9 protein-coding genes and 1 pseudogene are annotated in these 18,856 nt (G+C 66.8%); 5 read left to right on the top strand and 5 right to left on the bottom strand.

The annotated features are described in order from the left end of the window. Positions 1 to 37: 37 nt before the first annotated feature. A complete protein-coding gene (pdxH, locus tag ACCQ09_RS06415) occupies positions 38 to 637 on the bottom strand; it encodes a pyridoxamine 5'-phosphate oxidase (RefSeq protein WP_011037965.1) in 600 nt (199 codons plus the stop codon). A gap of 194 nt (positions 638 to 831) precedes the next feature. On the opposite strand from pdxH, the gene ACCQ09_RS06410 reads away from it, so the two are divergent. The 4 genes from ACCQ09_RS06410 (at position 832) to hemE (ending at position 4,747) form a co-directional block, all read left to right on the top strand. Next, positions 832 to 1,374 (top strand): shikimate kinase, encoded by a 543-nt coding sequence (locus ACCQ09_RS06410; protein ID WP_011037966.1) that lies wholly within the window; start codon positions 832 to 834, stop codon positions 1,372 to 1,374. After that, positions 1,371 to 2,483, top strand: coding sequence for a 3-dehydroquinate synthase (aroB, locus tag ACCQ09_RS06405; protein WP_011037967.1), 1,113 nt, complete (start codon positions 1,371 to 1,373; stop codon positions 2,481 to 2,483). Before ACCQ09_RS06410 ends, aroB begins: the two co-directional genes overlap by 4 nt. Positions 2,484 to 3,418: 935 nt before the next feature. Continuing rightward, positions 3,419 to 3,670, top strand: coding sequence for a WGR domain-containing protein (locus ACCQ09_RS06400; RefSeq protein WP_011037968.1), 252 nt, complete (start codon positions 3,419 to 3,421; stop codon positions 3,668 to 3,670). 12 nt (positions 3,671 to 3,682) lie between these two features. Beyond that, on the top strand, positions 3,683 to 4,747 hold the full coding sequence (gene hemE / locus ACCQ09_RS06395; protein WP_076038593.1) for a uroporphyrinogen decarboxylase: 1,065 nt from the start codon (positions 3,683 to 3,685) through the stop codon (positions 4,745 to 4,747). 210 nt (positions 4,748 to 4,957) lie between these two features. Here the strand turns inward: hemE and ACCQ09_RS06390 are convergent. Continuing rightward, positions 4,958 to 5,103, bottom strand: a pseudogene (locus ACCQ09_RS06390) (peptidase M28 family protein); the annotation flags it as partial. Between the two features lie 623 nt (positions 5,104 to 5,726). On the opposite strand from ACCQ09_RS06390, the gene mdtD reads away from it, so the two are divergent. After that, positions 5,727 to 7,148 carry a multidrug transporter subunit MdtD gene (mdtD, locus tag ACCQ09_RS06385; protein ID WP_228428397.1) on the top strand — a complete coding sequence of 474 codons (1,422 nt, stop codon included), beginning with the start codon at positions 5,727 to 5,729 and terminating at the stop codon, positions 7,146 to 7,148. A 379-nt stretch (positions 7,149 to 7,527) separates the two neighbouring features. On the opposite strand, the gene ACCQ09_RS06380 is transcribed toward mdtD, so the two are convergent. The 3 genes from ACCQ09_RS06380 to ACCQ09_RS06370 all read right to left on the bottom strand — a co-directional run bounded on the left by ACCQ09_RS06380 (position 7,528) and on the right by ACCQ09_RS06370 (position 18,780). Continuing rightward, the gene (locus ACCQ09_RS06380) at positions 7,528 to 11,073 is read right to left on the bottom strand and encodes a hybrid sensor histidine kinase/response regulator (protein ID WP_372386273.1); all 3,546 of its coding nucleotides are present in this window, start codon (positions 11,071 to 11,073) and stop codon (positions 7,528 to 7,530) included. A gap of 522 nt (positions 11,074 to 11,595) precedes the next feature. Further along, positions 11,596 to 15,138 carry a sensor histidine kinase gene (locus tag ACCQ09_RS06375; protein ID WP_040942266.1) on the bottom strand — a complete coding sequence of 1,181 codons (3,543 nt, stop codon included), beginning with the start codon at positions 15,136 to 15,138 and terminating at the stop codon, positions 11,596 to 11,598. 81 nt (positions 15,139 to 15,219) lie between these two features. Beyond that, on the bottom strand, positions 15,220 to 18,780 hold the full coding sequence (locus ACCQ09_RS06370; protein WP_040940902.1) for a hybrid sensor histidine kinase/response regulator: 3,561 nt from the start codon (positions 18,778 to 18,780) through the stop codon (positions 15,220 to 15,222). Positions 18,781 to 18,856: the final 76 nt, after the last annotated feature.

Here is an 18,856-nt window from a genome sequence, read left to right as displayed (position 1 = left end):
AGCACGGCCGGCGCTGCGGCCCGGCAGGGCCGTGGCCTTACGGATACAGCATCCGCTTGCTCCAGTGGCTGGCCGCGTCCGCCTCGTAGCGCCAGCGCTCGTGCAGGCGGAATTTGGCGCCGTACCAGAACTCGAATGCCTGCGGCACCACGCGGAATCCGCCCCAGCCATCCGGGCGCGGCACGTCGCGGCCGTCGAAGGTGGCTTCGACCTTGGCAATGGCCGCCTCGAACTCCTCGCGCGAGCCCAGCGTCTGCGATTGCAGCGACGCCCAGGCACCGATCTGGCTCATGCGCGGCCGCGAGGCAAAATAGGCGTCCGATTCGTCGGCGCTCACCAGTTGCACGCCGCCTTCGATCCGCACCTGGATGCCGGCCTCGCGCAGGCTGCGCCACAGGAACAGCAGCGCCGCCTGCGGGTGGGTCTGCAGGTCGCGGCCCTTGGCGCTGTCCAGATGCGTGTAGAAGACGAACCCGCGTGCATCGAACGCCTTCAGCAACACCGTGCGCGCGCTTGGCCGGCCGTCCAGGTTGGCGGTGGCCACGGTCATGGCGCTGGCCTCGATTTCGGCACTGTTCTGCGCCTCGGCATACAGCGTGGCGAAGGTGGCGAGGGCTTCTGCGTACAGATCGGTCATGGCAGGCAAGGGAAGCGAAACAGACGCCTATTGTGGGCGCATCGCCGCCGCTGCGCCTATGGCCCTGGTGTCGCAGTGGCGGCTGCGGCCAAGGCCGGCAGCGCAGGATCTGCAGCGACAGCCCACGCCGCCGGGAGGATCACGCATGGCGCACGCGGCCCTGGGCCGCAATGCCAATGTTACGATCCGGGCGCATGAACCCCGCTCCCAATCTCGTGATGATCGGCCCGATGGGCGCCGGTAAAAGCTGCATCGGCCGCCGCCTGGCCGAGCGCTTCGGGCTGGATTTCGTGGATGTGGACCAGGCCATCGTCGAGCAGGTCGGCAGCAGCATCCCCGCGATCTTCGAACAGCACGGCGAAGCGCGCTTTCGCCAGCACGAAGCCGAGGCCCTGCACGGCCTGCTCGCGCAGAGCAACAAACTGGTCTCCACCGGCGGCGGCGCGATCCTGGATGCGGGCAATCGCCAGCGCATCCGCGAGCGCGGCTTCGTGGTGTACCTGCATGTGAGCGTGCCGGCCCAGCTCACCCGGCTGGCGCGCGACCGCAATCGCCCGCTGCTGCAGCGCCCGGACCGCGAACAGGTGCTGCACGGCATGGCCGCGCTGCGCACCCCGCTGTACCAGGAAGTGGCCGACCTCACCCTGGAAACCGATCACCTTTCCCCCGCCGAGGCCACCGCGCAGCTGGTGCTGCGCCTGGCCGCGCAATGGCGCATGTCGAGTACCCCTGCATGACTCTTCCCCCCTCCTTGCGCAGCGTCGAAGTCGACGGCGCGCAGCCGTACACCATCTCCATTGCGCCGGGCCTGCTGGCCGACGGCGCGCGCCTGGCCCGCCACGTACGCGGCCGCCACGTGCTGCTGCTCAGCGACACCCAGGTGGCGCCGCACTATGCCGCCGGCGTGCGCGCTGCACTGTTGCAGGCGCGGCCGGACCTGCAGCTTGGCGAACTGGTCATCGCCGCCGGCGAAGCCTCCAAGACCCTGGACAACTTCTCCCTGGCGATCACCGCACTGGCCGAACTGGGCGCCACCCGCGATGCCTGCGTGTTCGCGCTCGGCGGTGGCGTGGTCGGCGATCTGGCCGGCTTTGCTGCCGCCTGCTGGATGCGCGGGGTGGATTGCGTGCAACTGCCCACCAGCCTGCTGGCGATGGTGGATTCCTCGGTCGGTGGCAAGACCGCGGTGGACATCCCGCAGGGCAAGAACCTGGTGGGGGCATTCCACCCGCCACGCGCGGTGATTGCCGATACCGACACCTTGCGCACCCTGCCCACGCGCGAGCTGCGCGCTGGCCTGGCGGAGGTAATCAAGTACGGCGCCATCGGCGACCCGTTGTTCTTCCAGTGGCTGCATGCCGAACGCCGCGCGCTGCTGGACGGCGACCCAGCCGCGCTGGCGCAGGCGATTGCACGCAGTTGCGAGCACAAGGCCGACATCGTGGCGCGCGACCCGCTGGAAAAAGGCGAGCGCGCCCTGCTCAACCTGGGCCACACCTTCGGCCACGCCATCGAGACAGAACAGGGCTACGGCGCGCCGGGTAACGACAACCTCAACCATGGCGAAGCGGTGGCAGTGGGCATGGTGCTGGCAGCGCGGCTCTCGGCCGCACTGGGCATGGCCGACGCCCAGGACACCGAGGCACTGCGCACCCTGCTGCATGAATTCGGCCTGCCCACCCAGATCCCGACCGGCCTGGCACCGGAAGCCCTGCTCGGCCGCATGCGGCTGGACAAGAAAAACATCGCCGGCCGCCTGCGCCTGGTGCTGTGGCGCGGGATCGGCAAGGCCGAAGTCGTCCCCGACGTGGACGAAGCTGCGGTGCTGGAGATTCTGGCCGACTGAGGTTTGTGCTCGCCGGCTGACGTTTGCGCTAGCCGACTGAGGTTTGGCGCTGGTCAGGTGAGGTCGGGCGCGGGCCCGGTGCGGCTGGCGTGGAGCGCCCGCTGCGGTGGTCACGTGTGGCCGGCGCGGAATGCTGGGTGCCGCGTTACGCCCGCAAGCGGCCGCGTCGACATGCCCGCCCTCGTAGGAGCGCGCTTGCGCGCGAGACGCCTTCTCGGGAACGCCCCTCGCACGCGACGCCTTCCCGTTCCCGGTAAAGCCCGTCGCGCGCAAGCGCGCTCCTACACGCAGCTATCGCCCTGATCAGCCACGTTGCCCAGGCACCTAACGAAGGTGCTCTGCCGGCCGCCAGACCGCCGCCACACATCTGCAGCAATAGCCAGACAATCCCAGCGCAGATACCCCGAACTTGTAGGAGCGCGCTTGCGCGCGATAGGGCTTCCCCGGTAAAGCCCATCGCGCGCAAGCGCGCTCCTACGCGTAGCCATCGCCCTGATCGACCGCGTTGCCCAGGCACCTAACGAATCTGCTCGCCGGCTGCACGCAGGCCACCACACATCTGCAGGCACCACTACGCAATCGCAGCGCCAATATCCCGTCTTTGTAGGAGCGCGCTTGCGCGCGATGGGGCCTTCCCGGTAACGCCCCTCGCGCGCAAGCGCGCTCCTACAGAGCACCCTCGATCTGATGGGTCATGCCCTGCCCGGCCTGCCAGACAACTCAACAAGACGCTGCGCGTTCACTGCACGCGCTCGCAAAGGCACTGCCATTACGCGGCGCCATCCTCTGCCCTTGCTATCTGACAACCCGCCACTCATCCGCCAGCCGCCCCTGCCAGCCGCCCGCCACCCCCACATGCAAGGCCTTCGCGATCATGGCAATCGCCCCGCACCCAGCCCACGCAGCCTTCAGCAGCGCCCGGCTACAATTGGCCCATGCGCATCCTCCTGCAACACGATCCGGGCGGCAACGAGCCGCTTCGCTACGTCCAGCTGACCCTGCAACCGGATCTGTTCGGTGGCTGGGAACTGCTGCGCGAGAGCGGCCAGATTGGCGGGCGCACGCAACTGCGACGCGACCAATACCTGCTGCAGGACGAGGCGGACCGGGCCTTCGAAAAGGCCCGCGACACCCAGCTCAAACGCGGCTTCCATGTCATCACCGGCGGCGCCGACGCGCCGCGCTGAGGAATCACCTCCATGCTCAAGAACGACCGTCTGTTGCGTGCCCTGCGCCGCCAGCCCGTGGACCGCACCCCCGTCTGGCTGATGCGCCAGGCCGGCCGCTATTTGCCGGAATACCGCGCCACCCGCGCGCGCGCCGGCAGCTTCCTGGGCATGGCCAAGAACCCGGACATCGCCTGCGAAGTCACCCTGCAGCCGCTGGAGCGCTTTCCGCTGGATGCGGCGATCCTGTTCTCCGACATCCTGACCATCCCCGATGCGATGGGACTGGAGCTGTATTTCGTCGAAGGCGAAGGCCCCAAGTTCCGCCACCCGGTGCGTGAGGCCGACGCCATCCATCGCCTCGGCGTGCCGGACATGGAAACCGAGCTGCGCTACGTGATGGACGCGGTGCGCTTGATCCGCCGCGAGCTGGATGGCGCGGTGCCGTTGATCGGCTTCTCCGGCAGCCCGTGGACGCTGGCCTGCTACATGATCGAAGGCGGCGGCAGCAAGGAATACGCGCGCATCAAGGCCATGGCCTTCAACGCGCCGCAGCTGCTGCACCACCTGCTCAGCACAGTCACCGATGCGGTGATCGCCTACCTGTCCGCACAGCGCGCGGCCGGTGCGCAGGCGCTGCAGGTGTTCGATACCTGGGGTGGCGTGTTGTCGCCGGCGATGTACCGCGAATTCTCGTTGCCCTACCTCACCCGCATCGCCCAGGAACTGGAGCGCGGCAGCGGCGAAAAGCGCACCCCGCTGGTGCTGTTCGGCAAGGGCAATGGCGCCTATGTGTCCGAGCTGGCGGCCAGCGGCGCCGAAGCGGTGGGTGTGGACTGGACGATCTCGCTGGCCGACGCCGCCGAGCGCGCCGGCGGCCGTGTTGCCCTGCAGGGCAACCTGGACCCGGCCACGCTGTACGGCTCGCCAGAGGCAATCCGCAGCGAAGTTGGCAAGACCCTGGACAGCTACGCGTACGGCAACGGCGGCTCGCGCGAAGGCCATGTCTTCAACCTCGGCCACGGCATGTCGCCGGACATGAATCCGGATCACGTTGGCGTGCTGGTGGAAGCGGTGCAGACGCTGAGCAAGCGGTGAAGTAGCAAGCGATCGACAGCCACTGCTGTCGATCGTGCACGATGTCGGTCTGAGCCGATGGTGGCGACCGATGCCGTGTGATGGGTGCTGTCCGCGCGATGCGACAGCGACTGACAAGGCACGCGCTAACCCATCGACCTCGTGGACGTGGTGCTCAAGCAAGCCTTCTGACATGCGCCAAGCTGGCGGCGAACGTGCCGCCCTGCGTTTGCCATCCCAGCCGCAATCCAGCGCCAGCCGCACGCGTGTGCTACCAGGGCCGCCAGGCGTGCCAACTGGTTGGTATCGGGCCCCGACAATGCCACTGCGGGTACCGGGGTCAAGCCTTGATCGAAACGGGTGATCCCAGTGTGCGGTCGCGCCTGCAGAAAGGCGTGCGCGGCTTGCAACAGATCCATCGTGGAAACGGCTGGGCGCAAAAGCACCGGCGTAAACGCCGAACGCTTGGCCTCGGTGCAGCGTTCAACAGCACAACCAAGCCATCAATCGATGCAGCCCCGCACGACCGTTGGGAACACCAAGACACTGGCAAACGCCGAACGTCGGCGCGGCACCACGCGATCGACAGCACCACCCACTCATCGATTGCTCACGCTCCGCATAACCATTGAGCACGCAAGCTTGAGGCGCAGACGCCGAACACCTGGACTGCCCGCCGCGATGGACGGCACAACCAAGACGCCGATCAATGAAGCCCTGCGCAACCGTTGAGCGCATAAGGCAACGACGCAGACGCCAAAAAGTTTGCTACCGCACGGCACTGCGCGATCGGCGGCAAATCAAGTCGACGATCAATGCAGCCTTGCGCAACCGCTGGGCCCACCAGACAGGGAGATAGACACCGAACACCGGCCCCGGTGCGGCGCAGTCGAGAGCACAACCAACCCATCGCTCGATAAAGCCCCGCAAATGCGCACACCCTTCTGAGTTCCTGCACAGCGCGGCGGAGATAATGCCCCGTCCTCTCGACGGAGCCCCCATGTCTCAGCCCGTTCCCGTCATGCGCGCCTATGCCACCATCAAGCCGCTGTTGTGGCTGGTGTCGCTGGCCATCTTCATGCAGATGCTGGATGCGACCATCGTCAATACGGCGCTGCCGTCGATGGCGCGCAGCTTGCGCGAGAGCCCGCTGCAGATGCAGTCGGTGGTCTTCAGCTATGCGTTGGCGGTGGCGATGTTCATCCCGGCCTCGGGATGGATCGCCGACCGTTTCGGCACGCGCCGGACCTTCCTCGCCGCGATCATCGTGTTCACGCTGGGCTCGTTGCTGTGCGCCGCCGCACAGCAGTTGCCGCAGCTGGTGGCCGCACGCGTGGTGCAAGGCATTGGCGGTGCGATGTTGCTGCCGGTCGGCCGGCTGGCGGTGCTCAAGACCGTTGCGCGCGCCGACTTCCTGCGGGCGATGAGCTTCATCGCGATCCCGGCGCTGATCGGGCCGCTGATCGGGCCGACGCTGGGCGGCTGGCTGGTGGAAATCGCCTCCTGGCATTGGGTGTTTCTGATCAATCTGCCGATCGGCGTGATCGGATTCATCGCCGCACTGAAGATCATGCCGGAGCATTACGGCGACGCACGCAAGCGCTTCGATCTGGTCGGCTATCTGATGCTGGCGTTCGGCATGGTGGCGCTCTCGCTGGCGTTGGACGGCATTGCCGAGCTCGGCCTGCGGCATGCGTTCGTGATGTTGCTGGCGATCGGCGGGCTGGCCGCGCTGGCCGGCTATTGGCTGCATGCGGCCAGCGCGCCGGCGGCGCTGTTCCCCTTGGCGTTGTTCAAGGTGGCCAGTTACCGCATCGGCATTCTGGGCAATCTGTTCGCGCGCGTGGGCAGCGGCTCGATGCCGTTCCTGATCCCGCTGCTGCTGCAGGTGGGCCTGGGCATGAGCCCGATGAATGCCGGGCTGATGATGGTGCCGGTGGCGCTGGCCGGCATGGCTGCCAAGCGCGCTGCGGTGAAGCTGGTCGGTCGCTTCGGCTACCGCCGCATCCTGATGCTCAACACCGTGCTGGTGGGCCTGGCGATGGCCAGCTTCGCGCTGATCAGTGCGGGCCAGCCGCTGTGGCTGCGCGTGCTGCAGCTGGCCTGCTTCGGCGCGGTGAACTCGCTGCAATTTACCGTCATGAACACGGTAACCCTGCGCGACCTGGATCGCGACCAGGCCAGCCCCGGCAACAGCCTGCTGTCGATGGTGATGATGCTGGCCACCGGGTTCGGCGCGGCAGCGGCAGGTAGCTTGATGGCGGCGTTCAACACGCATCTTGGCGACAGCCACGGCGCCACTGCGGCGTTGCACGCCACCTTCCTGTGCGTCGGCGCGATCACCTTGTCGTCGACGCTGATCTTCTGGCAGCTGGCCGAAACGCTGCCGCATCCCAAGCAAGTGGAAGAAGTTGCCGAGTGAGCGGGCTTGGGTGATGCGGGTGGCGGCGCGCTGATGGCAGTTGATTGGCTGCCGCGGCATGCACGTGCGGTGCTCGTCACGGCAGTTACGTGACTGCAGTGGGCGCCCATAGTTTCGGCGCGTTGCGCATACCGTCATCACGACGCCGGCTATCAGTCACGCTGCCGCGTTCTGATGCGCGCGGCATCGCGGACACGTGCACTAGCGCCTCACCACCTAATGCACAGAAGGCATGCTTCCCAACCGAGACGCCCCGGCAACGGATGCAGGAGGCATGCTGCTTCAGCACTTGGACAAGCGAACGTCGCTGCCGCTTTTCTCATGCACGGCATGCCCTGCGGAGCCGACGGCAATCTCTGCATTGCCCACCAAGCCCGCGCTACAACTCCTCGCGCGGACGCACTCGCCGTAACGCCTCGGCAATCGTATCGGCCAGCATGTCGCCGGTAAGTGGCTTGCGCAGGAAACTGTCGAAGCCTGCCTGCTGCGCGGTGGGTTCGGCGGCTTCGTCGGAGCGCGCGGTCACCGCGATCAGCGGCATGTCATAGCCAAAGACGCGCAACTGCCGCGCCAGTGCGAACCCGTCCAGCCCGGGCAGATCCAGATCCAGCAGTGCCAGGTCGAATGCGTTATCCGCGGCCTCGGTGAGTGCGGCCAACCCGTGCGGTGCGTGCACCACCGAGTGCCCTTGCGCGCGCAGCAGGCCCACGATGACCTCGGCGATGGTGGGTTCGTCTTCCACCAGCAGGATGCGCAAGGGCGCCACGTTTGCGCTGTCGCGTGCCACCTCGCCGGCCAGCACGGCATTGGAGGCAACCCAGCGCAGCGGCAGGTCGACGACAAAGCGCGTACCTGCGCCCAGGCGGCTGATCACTTCGATATGCCCGCCCATCGCCATCGCCAACTCCTGGCAGATGGCCAGGCCCAGGCCGCTGCCGCCGTAGCGCGAGGTGGTCTTGGCGCCATCGCCCTGCTCGAAGCGCTGGAACAGGCGCGCCTTCTGGTCGGCATTGATGCCCGGCCCGGTATCGGCCACCTCGAAGCGCAGCCCCTGGTAGGAACCAAGCGTGCTGAGCTTGAGCCCGACCACGCCGCGCTCGGTGAACTTGATCGCGTTGCTGAGCAGGTTGAGCAGGATCTGGCGAATACGGGTAGGGTCACCGCTGGCGGTGATGTCGCCAAGCAAGCCGACTTCCAGGCTGAAACGCAGCCCGCGCTCCTGCGCCAGCGGCGCCATCAGCGCTTCCACTTCGGCCACCAGCTGGCGCACCGAGAACGGCTGCAGATCCAGCTCCAGACGACCGGACTCGATGCGCGCCAGATCCAGCGCATCGTTGACCAGCCGCAGCAGATGCGAGCCGGCGCGCCGGATCGATTCGGTATAGCTGCGCTGCTTGTGGTCCAGCTGGGTCTTCAGCAACAGCTCGCTCATGCCCAGCACACCGGTCATCGGCGTGCGGACCTCATGGCCGAGCGTAGCCAGGAAGCGTGTCTTGGCCAGCGACGCCTGCTCGGCCAGCTCCTGCTTGTGCACGGCCAGCTGCCAGGCGTTGAGGCGGCGCAGGCGGCGCCGATACAGCAGCACCACCGCCACCACGACACACAACGCCAGCAGGGTGAGCAGCACCAGTCCCCACGGACTACGCCACCACGGCGGCAGCACCTGGAAGGTCAGCGTCTGGCTGGCCGACCAGATGCCGTCGGCAGTGCGGCCCTGCACTTCCAGCGTGTAGTCGCCCGGTGGCAGGCGCGAGAACAGGCGCTCGCCGCTGGGGCCGACATCGATCCAGTCCGGGTCGTAGCCACTGAGGCGGAAGCGGTAACTGGACGAATCCGGATGCGTAAAGGTGGGCATGCGCGCAACGATGTGCAGGTCGCGGTCGTCGTCAAGAATGGTGAGCGGCTCCTGCCCGGTGATGTCGAGACCACGCTCGCCACGCCGTACGCCAACGCGCTCGATGAGCAGTGGTGGCCTGCGGGTATTGGGATGCATCGCGGTGGGATCGAACACCACCACCCCATCCGGCGCCGCACCGACAATCTGCCCGCCAGTGGCCTGCACCAGTGTCCGGTTGATCATCAGCGGATTAGGCAGCCCGTCGTGCACACCGTACACGCGCACCAATTTGCTGCCGGGGTCGATCCGGATCAGCCCACGCTGGCTCGACATCCAGGCCACCCCACCGGCATGGACCACCAACCCGTTGGGCGCCACCATCGGGAATTCCTGGTCCTTGCCAATGGTGTCCAGCAGCTTGAGCTGGGTGCCGTCCCACAGATACCGGCGTATTTCGCCGACCACTCCCAGCCAGACCACGCCGCCTTCGGCGAACCGAAACACATAGGTGGCCTGGGACGGCGCACCGGGAACCGGCACAAACCGATCCGCACGCGGGTCCCAGCGCCGCAGACCGGCGTTATTGGACAGCCAGACCTGGCCGTCCGGGCCGGTGCCGATGTCCAAGATGGTCAGCGGCTCCAGCCCATGCGTGCCGTTGACGATGGTCCGCACCAGGCTGCCCTGTGCATCGCGCAGCTGCAGGCCGTATTCGAGCACCGACACCCACAGCTGCCCCTGCCCATCCTCTGCCATCCACAGGGGGCGATCGGCGGCCCCCTCGGCATCAGGTGCCACATCTGCACGGATGGGCAACCGTTTGACCTGCCGGGTCCGCGGGTCGTAGCGCACCAGCGTGCCTTCGACGCCAATCCAGACCACCCCACGTGTGTCCTCGAAGACCGAGTCGGGCGGATGCAGCGGGTCGATGTGCTCCAGATGCGTCTGCAAACGGCCGGTGGCAGGGTCGAGCCGTTCCAGCACACCTTTGCTGCCGACCAGCCACACCCCGCCCGAGGCCGAGGCGACAGTCGCCAGAACGGACGTATTGGCCAGCGAGTGAGGCTCCTTGGGGCGATGCGCCAACACCGCAAAAGTGTCCCAATGCGGCAGCAGGTGCCACAGGCCACCTTCCAGCGCGGCAAACCACAGCCCGCCTTCCCGATCTTCGTAGGAGTCGATCCAGTTGCGATTTACCAAACTGTGGGCAGTGAAACTGTAGATCGGCACGCGGACCACGTCGGTGCCGGTCTCAGACAGCGCCATGCCGGCGTTGGTATCGAGCCAATAGCGCCCACGACGATCGCGCAACAAGACGTTGTAGACACGCTGGTCCGCGGGCATGTTTTGCCACGGATGGGGACTGAAACGCCCCTCGGCATCCAGGCGAAACAGCTCGCCTGCTCCATCGGTCACCCACAACGTATTGCCATCGCGCTCCAGACGCAGCCGGCCCACCGTCTGACTGCTTCCCGGCAGCGCCACACGCGTGAACTGCTTGCCGTCCCAGCGCACCAGCCCGCCCGGCGTTGCAATCCACAGCGTCCCGTTGGGCGCCACGCGGAGTGCGTTCACCGCGTCGGCGGGCAGGCTGGCCGAGTCGCCGGGCACGTTCAAGAACTGCTGCATGCTGCCATCGGGGCGGCGGCGATACAGCCCGTTCGCTGCAGTGCCGAGCCAGATGTCGCCGTTCGGGGTCTGCGCCAGCGACCACACCGTGATCTGGCGCAATTCGGGGAACTGCGCATTCTCCAGGGGCTTGAAAGTGCGTGTCTTGGCTTCGAGAAACCCGGCACCGCCATTTTCAAAGCCCATCCAGACCCGGTTGTCCTGATCGACGCAGATGGTCCAGATCGCGTTACCGGTCAGCCCCTCTTCCATCCGCCAGATGCGGTAATTACGCCCATCGAAGCGGGCCAGCCCGTCGTCGCTGGCCAGCCATAGGTAGCCCTGCTTGTCTTCGGCCAGTTCACCAATGACGTCCGATGGCAACCCGTCTGCAACCGTGACCTGATTGGGCACCGGCATCACCGGCGCACGCGTGGCCAGTGCCGGTGACACGGTCACGCACAGGCCCAGCAGCAACAAGGCGACAACCCAATGGAGAACAGACGGAAAAAGGCGCACTGGACACGTTTCACGACAAGTCGCCGCATAGTGCTTGCCACGCGCTGCGCCGGCAAGCGCGAGCAACCTCAAGCGTTCACGCTGGCAATCCGCGACGGGTTGCGCGCTGCACTGCTTCGGTGAGCCATCGGCTGCATGCTTGGAGTATCTGCAGAGCAGCACCAGCAGCGAGGCATCTGTAGTTGCAAACGCATAGCGTTGCGTTAGCGTCAACCGGCTTGCCCGGATCAGGCCGGCAGCGTGTGGCAGCCCACGGCCGAGCAGCGCGCATGTAGTTACCGACGCGGGGCGCATCACATCAGGCCGGGGCGGGTCGCAGCTCTACCACTACTCAGGATCAACTACTGCCAGGCGCGATCGGCGCCATGCATTGCTGGGCGAATCGAAGCGCTGCACGCCCGCTTGGCGCGGCGTTGAACAGCGCTGCGCCGGGTTTCGCATCCGCTCGCCAGTAGAAGATCGCCATTGACCGACGTCGCCAAGTCACCCAAGCAGCGGCGTTGCCCGGTCACGCTCGCGTGCCACAGCCTGCACGGCGGCGATCGCCTCGACCAGCATGTCGGCAGTGACCGGCTTGCGCAGGAACCCATCGAATCCGGCGGCCTGTGCCTGGGTTTGTGCGTCGCCATCGGCGCGTGCGGTCACCGCCAGCAGTGGGAATGCGTGCCCGAGCCGACGCAGTTGCGCCGCCAGCGCAAAGCCATCCAGCCCGGGCAGATCCAGGTCCAGCAGCGCCACATCGAACTCGCCGTCGACCGCTTCGGACAAGGCCGCCAAACCGTGTGCGGCATGCACCACCCGATGGCCGCGCCCGGCCAACAGGCCGCTGATCACCTCGGCAACAGTGGGGTCGTCTTCCACCAGCAGGATGCGCAGCGGTGCGCCGGCTGGTATACGCGCCTCGCCGGCGACCGGACGCAAGGGCGAGCGGTCGATCGGCAACGGCAGATCCACGGTGAACTGGGTGCCGACCCCGAGCCGGCTGCGCACGCGAATCTTGCCCTTCATCGCCACGGTGAGTTCCTGCGAAATGGCCAGCCCCAATCCGCTGCCCCCATAGCGCGCATTGGTGCGCGCGCCCTCGCCCTGTTCGAAGCGCTGGAATAGGCGTTTTTGTTGCTCCGGCCCGATGCCCGGCCCGGAATCGCGCACCTTGAAACGCAGGCAGTCGCCATGCTGGCTGACGGTGAGCCCCACCTCGCCGCGCTCGGCGAACTTGATCGCATTACCCAGCAGGTTGATCAGGATCTGGCGCACGCGCGTGGCATCGCCCACCACCACCAGCGCGGCGGGCAGCTGATTTCGATAGTGAAAGCGCAGGCCGCGTGCCTCAACGATGGGATGCATGAAATCGGCCAGTTCCTGGGTCAGCTGCGACGGTTCGAACGGCTGTTGCACCAGTTCCAGCTTGCCGGCCTCGATGCGCGCCAGATCGAGCGCGTCGTTGACCAGCCGCAGCAGATGCGCACCCGCCTTGCGGATCGCATCGACATGGCCGCGCTGTTTTGCGTCCAGCGGCGTGGCCAGCAGCAACTCGCTCATGCCCAGCACGCCGGTCATGGGCGTGCGCACTTCATGCCCCAGCGTTGCCAGGAAGTTCGACTTGGCAATCGATGCCTGCTCGGCAAGCTGCTGACGCTGCCGCGCCAGCACCCATTCCTGCTGACGCCGCACCCGCCGCCGCCACGCCCACACACCCAGGCCGAACAACAACAGGCACACCGCCACTGCGACCATCTGCGCCGCCGGACTCATCCACCACGGTGGCTGCACCTGCAGCGTCAGCGCTGGCGCAGCGACCCAGTCGCCGGTGCCTGCGCGTGCCTGTACCTGCACCTGGTAGTCGCCCGGCGGCAACCGCGAGATGACACGCTCACCGGTTGCGCCCTGCTCCACCCAACGCTCGTCGTAGCCGTCCACGCGATAGCGATAACGGGCAAGTCCCGGATCCACGAACGACAGCAGCCGTGCGCTGATGCGCAGGTCGCGGTCACGGGCCTGCAGCACGATCGGCCGCTTGTGTGGCACCTGCTGCGGGCGTTCGGCATCGTTGCGGCGTACCTGTACCGACTGGATCACCAACTGCGCCTGCGGCACCGGGGCGAACGGCCGCGTGGGATCGAACAACACGATGCCGCTGGTGGTCAGCGCCAACACCTGCCCGCTGGGGCCGGTCACTGGCGGACGCATCGAAAATTCGCTGTCCGGCAGGCCGTCGCGTTGACCGAACATGCGCACCTGCGGTTGGCCGCGTCGGTAGGCGAACAAGCCACGCGAGGTGGTGGCCCACACCGTGTCAGTGCCCCCTAGCGCCAGGCCACGGATCTCGGTGGCCGGCATCCCCTGCGCATGGCCCACGCGCTCAAGCAGCGTGGCCTTGTGGCCATCCCAGCCATATCGCTCCAGCGCCCCGGGGCGCCCGGCCCAGAACTCGCGTGGCGACACGAATGCCAGTGCATAGACCTCGTGCTCGGCATCGTCGATCACCCGGCGGAAGCGCTCGCCCTGCCAGACCCACAGGTCATCGCCAGCCGCTACCCAGGCCGAGCCGTCTGGCCGGATGGTGAGCTGCTGCACCATGCCGCCGGGTTCGCTGAGATCGGTCCCGAAGCGGAACTCCGCCAGCAGGCGCCCGTCTGCGGCACGCCGTTGCACGCCACCTCCCACAATCGACAGCCAGAACTCGCCATCGATCCCGCGCGCCATCAACTCCGGTCGCTGGCTCTTGTCCTGGTCAACTTGCAGCCCAAGCCGGCGCTTTTTGCCAGTCGCAGGGACGTAGTGGGTGACGTCATCCCGCAGCGCAATCCACAGGCTACCGTCGGCGTTGGGCAAGACCGATTGCACGGTGTCCCCGCCCAGCGCCGCGCTGTGCACCACCGGCACCACGTCACCCTGCGCACCAAGCCGATACACCCCGTCGCCGGTTGTCACCAGAAAGCTGTCGCCATCGGCAGCGGCATTGACCAGGTACAGGCTTTCCAGCGGTTTGCCCTGGGTCTGCAAGATGGTGGAAAAGCGTTGCCAGTCCGGCGGCAGATACGCCAGGCCCTGTGAAATCAGCCCCAGCCACAGCCCGCCCTGGCGATCCTGCAGCAGATCAAGCACGCCACTTTCTGCGGTGAGAAACCCGCTGCCACGGTCACCGTCCATGACCCGCAACGCGGTCTCTCCGGGGGCCACGCGAAAGAACCCATCGGCGGCAGCGACCCAGTAGCCCCCGTGGACGTCGTGCACCACGGTCCCGGCGCGCACGTTCTCCGCGCCCTTCCACGGCGCAGGCTCCAGCACGCCAGCGGGCGTGACCCGGTACTGGCCCTTGCTGCTGCCCACCCACAACGTGCCATCCGGATCCTTGCTGAGCTTGAAGACCGTGGCACTCAGGCGCTCGGGTGCAATGCGCACGAAACGCTCGCCATCGCGCATCACCAGCCCGCTGCCGGTGCCGATCCACAACCGGCCGCGTGCGTCGGTCAGCATGCTCATGATGGTGTCGCTGGGCAGCCCGTCCGGCGCATCGGGCGTGGCACGGAACACCGTGAGCCGGCCATCTTCTTCGCGCCGGCACAGGCCACCGTTGCTGGTTCCGATCCAGAGTGCGCCCTGCGCCTGTGCCAGCGCCCATACCTGACCGGCGCAGGCGTTGCTGACGGCGGGAAAGCTGACAAAGCCCTCGCGCTCGGCATCGAACATGGCCAGCGGCGAGCCATTGATGCCCAGCCAGACCCTGTCGCGGTCATCGACCAGCAGCGTCTCCACTTCGTTGCCGGGGATCGAGCGCGCGCTCAGTGGGTCGTGCTGCCACACCTGCAAGCCGATGCCGTCATAGCGCGCCAGCCCATCGCTGGTTGCGGCCCAGACATAGCCTTGCCGGTCCTGTGCCAAGGCCAGCACCATGCGCGAAGGCAAGCCATCGCCCGGACCGAACCGGCGCATGCGTGGTGTTTCGATCTGCTCTGCCGCCAGCGCACTCGCGCCCATCAGCAGCAGCACCGCCGCCAGCACCCAGCTGGCATGTTTCCGCATCTGCACTGTGATCCCCATCGTCCCTGCATTCCCCAATGCCATCCGCCAGTCGCACTGTACCCGCACGCTGGCGTTCAGGACTCAGACCGGCGTCTCCGGCGGCGCCTTGTCCATCGCATCGTCGGCCAGGACCTGGGCCAAGGCCTGTGCCAGCAGGTCACCGGTGAGCGGTTTGCGCAAGAACCCATTGCATCCGGCGGCCAACGCCTGGGGCTCGGCGTCGGCATCGGCGCGCGCGGTCACCGCCACGATCGGGAAGCGCACGCCGCGTGCGCGCAGCTGCGCCACCAGCGCCGCGCCATCGAGCCCCGGCAGGTCCAGGTCGCACAGGCCCGCGTCGAAGCTGCGCGCGCTCACCTCGGCCAATGCCGCCAGGCCATGCAACACGTGCGTGACGTGATGCCCGCGCCCCTGCAGCAGGCCAACAATCACCTGCGCCACGGTCACGTCGTCTTCGACCAGCAACAACTGCAGCGGCGCCTGGTGCACCGGCGGAACCGCACGTGCCACCGCGGTGGTCGAAGGCGCCGGCGTGCTCACCCAGCGCAGCGGCAGCTCCACCACGAAACAGGCGCCCTGGCCCAACGCGCTACTGACGCCCACCGACCCGCCCATCGCCGCTGCCAACTCGCGACAGATCGCCAAGCCCAGCCCGCTGCCGCCATGCCGCGTGGTCGTGCGCCCTCCTTCGGCCTGTTCGAAGCGCTGGAACAGCCGCCCACGCTGCTCTTCACTCATGCCCGGCCCGGTGTCGCTGACCTCCACGCGGATACCGCCGCCGCCCGCCTGCAGGGGCAACACGCGCAGACGCACCTGCCCGCGCTCGGTGAACTTGACCGCGTTGAACAACAGGTTGAGCAGGATCTGCTGGACCCGGTTCGCATCGCCATGCAGCGCGCGCGGCAGGCTCTCATCCAGGTGGCACTCGAACGCAAGCTGCTTCTGTTCGGCACTGGGCCGCACCAGGTCGACCACCTGCCGGATCAACTGACGCAGATCGAAATCGCGATCGTCCAACGCCAGTTTGCCCGCCTCGATACGCGCCAGATCCAGCGCATCGTTGACCAGCCGCAGCAAGTGCTTGCCCGCCGACTGGATCGCACTGGCATAGCCTTGCTGACGCCCATCCAACGGCGTTTGCAACAACAACTCGCTCATGCCCAGCACACCGGTCATGGGGGTGCGCACTTCATGCCCAAGCGTCGCCAGAAAACGCGTCTTGGCCTGCGAGGCCTGTTCGGCGAGCTCACGCTTGTGCTGCGCCAGTTGCCATTGCGCACGCATACGCACGCGCCGGCGATAAGCGGCGGCGAGCAAGACACCCAACATCATGCCGACCAAGACCATCACGGCGATGCCGAAACGGCTGCGCCACCAGGGGGGATTGACGATGAATTCAAGCGTCTGCACCTTGGAGGCGTTACCCAGCGGGTCGATCCCCTGCATTTCCAGCACGTAGTCGCCAGGTGGCAAGGACGAGAATTCGCGCATCCCGCTGGCATCGTGATCCACCCAGCCGGTGTCGAAGCAACTGAGGCGGGTGCGATACCGGTTGGCCATAGGGTCCACGAACGACAGTAGCCGCATGTTGATGCGCAATTGGCGATCATCTGGCGAGAGCGAAAAACCACCCCTGATCGGCAGCATGCGGCGCCGATCGGCAAGCTGCACGCTGACCGTTTCCAGGCGCATTGCCGGGGTGAACGAGGGCACGTCCGGCGCCTGCGTGTCGATCAGCACCGTGTAGCCATCGGCCGTTCCGCCGACGAGTACACCGTTACGGGCCATCATCAGACAGCGGTGGCTGAACTCCAGACTGGTCAATCCGTCGCGCACGCCGAAGCTGCGGATGCGTGCCTGCGGCGTGCGCGGATCGATGCGCCACAGGCCGCGAGGCCCGGACATCCAGAGCCGGCCGGCGCCATCGCGTTCCAGCCCGTAGGCGTCCATCGCCGGAAAACCCTCGGCAGAACGGATGCGGCGTTCCCGTTTCCAGACTTCGCCATCACTGGACCAACGCTCAAGACTGCCTGCGCGATACAGCCACAGGTGCGTTGCATCTTCGACCACGAAGGCCTGAAGCGTCTCGTCCGTCTTCAGCCCTGGCACCGAGACGAAGCGCCGCGTTGCGGCCTGCCACGCATACATGCCGCCGAAGGCGCTCAACCACATCCGCCCATCCGGCCCCTTGCGGATCTGCGGCGACACCACTTCCGTCAGCCCATGCGGATGCTGTTGATCGATCGTCTCCAACAGGCGTCCGGTGGCCAGATCGCGCTGCTGGATGACTTGCTCGTAAGCGGCCCACACCGTGCCGTCGCCCGGTTCACCGATCCACAGTGCCGCTTCGGCCGGGCCTTCGTCGCTGAAGTGCTCCAGCGCGCCGGTGCGCAGGTCCAGGCGCGACAATCCATATTCACCGCTGGCCAACCAGAGCTTGCCGCGGCTGTCTTCCAGCGCGGTGGTGATCTGCATCGTGCCCAGATCCGCAGCCTGGATGCCGGTCTGAATCAGGGCGCCGGATGATGTGTCGTAGCGCAGCAGACGCCCGTTGCCATCGAACTGCCATAGCCCGCCGGATCGCGCTGCCGGTGCAAGACTGCAGGACAGCCCCTTGCCCTGATCGTTGACCTGTTTGAAGGCCGCAGTACGACGCCAGTCTTCACGCAGATAGGCCAGACCACGCCCATGCAGCGGCACCCAGATGCCGCCATGCGGGCTGCGCCAGATGGTAGTGACGTGCCGGTTGGACACCAACGGGGAATCACCATTGTTGACGGGGACCGGTGGCTGCCCGGGCCGTGTATGCCAGAGACCTTGCTCGGTCCCTAGCCAGAACTCGCCATCGCCTGCGTCGGCAACGGTCCACACTCGGTTGCCCGCCGCAAACATCGGCGCCCACGACGGTGTGTGCCAGACGCCGGAGGGATCCATGTAACGCAATCCGGTGTCGGTGGCGGCCCACAACCGTTGCCCCACCCACTGCAGCGCATTGATGCCACTGTCGTCGCCATCCGGGTGAACGCGGTGCGCGGCCAGACCATCGTGATACGCCAGGCCGCCGAGCGTGCCGATCCACATTCGATCGCGATCATCCAGCGCCAGCGCGTACACCGCGCTGGGCGCCAGCGGGTCGTCCATCTTGGCCAGATCGAGCGAGGTGAACGTTCCCTTTGCATCCAGGCGCAGCACGTTGCCGGTGGACATGCCGAACCAGATTTCGTCGCCGCGCCCTGCAATCGCGTAGACGTCACCGAACGACAACTCCGGCACCTTGTCAGGCAGGTAAGCGGTCAAGGTGGCGCGATCGGCGCTCAACATCGCCACACCGGCTCCGCCCAACGCCAGCCAGATGCGATCCTGTGCGTCGATATAGATCGCCTGCAGCAGATTGCTTCTTAGCGAGCGTGGGTCGGCTGGGTCGTTGCGCCACACCTTGAACCCGGCGCCGTCGTAGCGGATCAACCCGTCGCCGGTGGTCATCCACAAATAACCGGCGCGATCCTGCGCAATGGCGGTGATCATGGTCGACGGCAGCCCATCGGCCGGGCCCACGATGCGGAACCTCGGAATGGCCGGCACCTCTGCCAACGCAGGAACCCCTGCCAGGACAGCAAGCACGACGAACAACAGCAAACGCATGTGGGCATCCTTTCCACGTCCAGCCGGCATGCTCGCAACGGATCGTTGCGAACGCAAGCCAAGCGCGCGCTGCCGG

The sequence above is a fragment of the Xanthomonas sp. NCPPB 2586 genome (assembly GCF_041475775.2).
GTDB classification, from domain to species: domain Bacteria; phylum Pseudomonadota; class Gammaproteobacteria; order Xanthomonadales; family Xanthomonadaceae; genus Xanthomonas; species Xanthomonas campestris.
The sequence above is the reverse complement of the archived record's forward strand: the minus strand, read 5'-3'. Positions and strand labels throughout refer to the sequence as shown.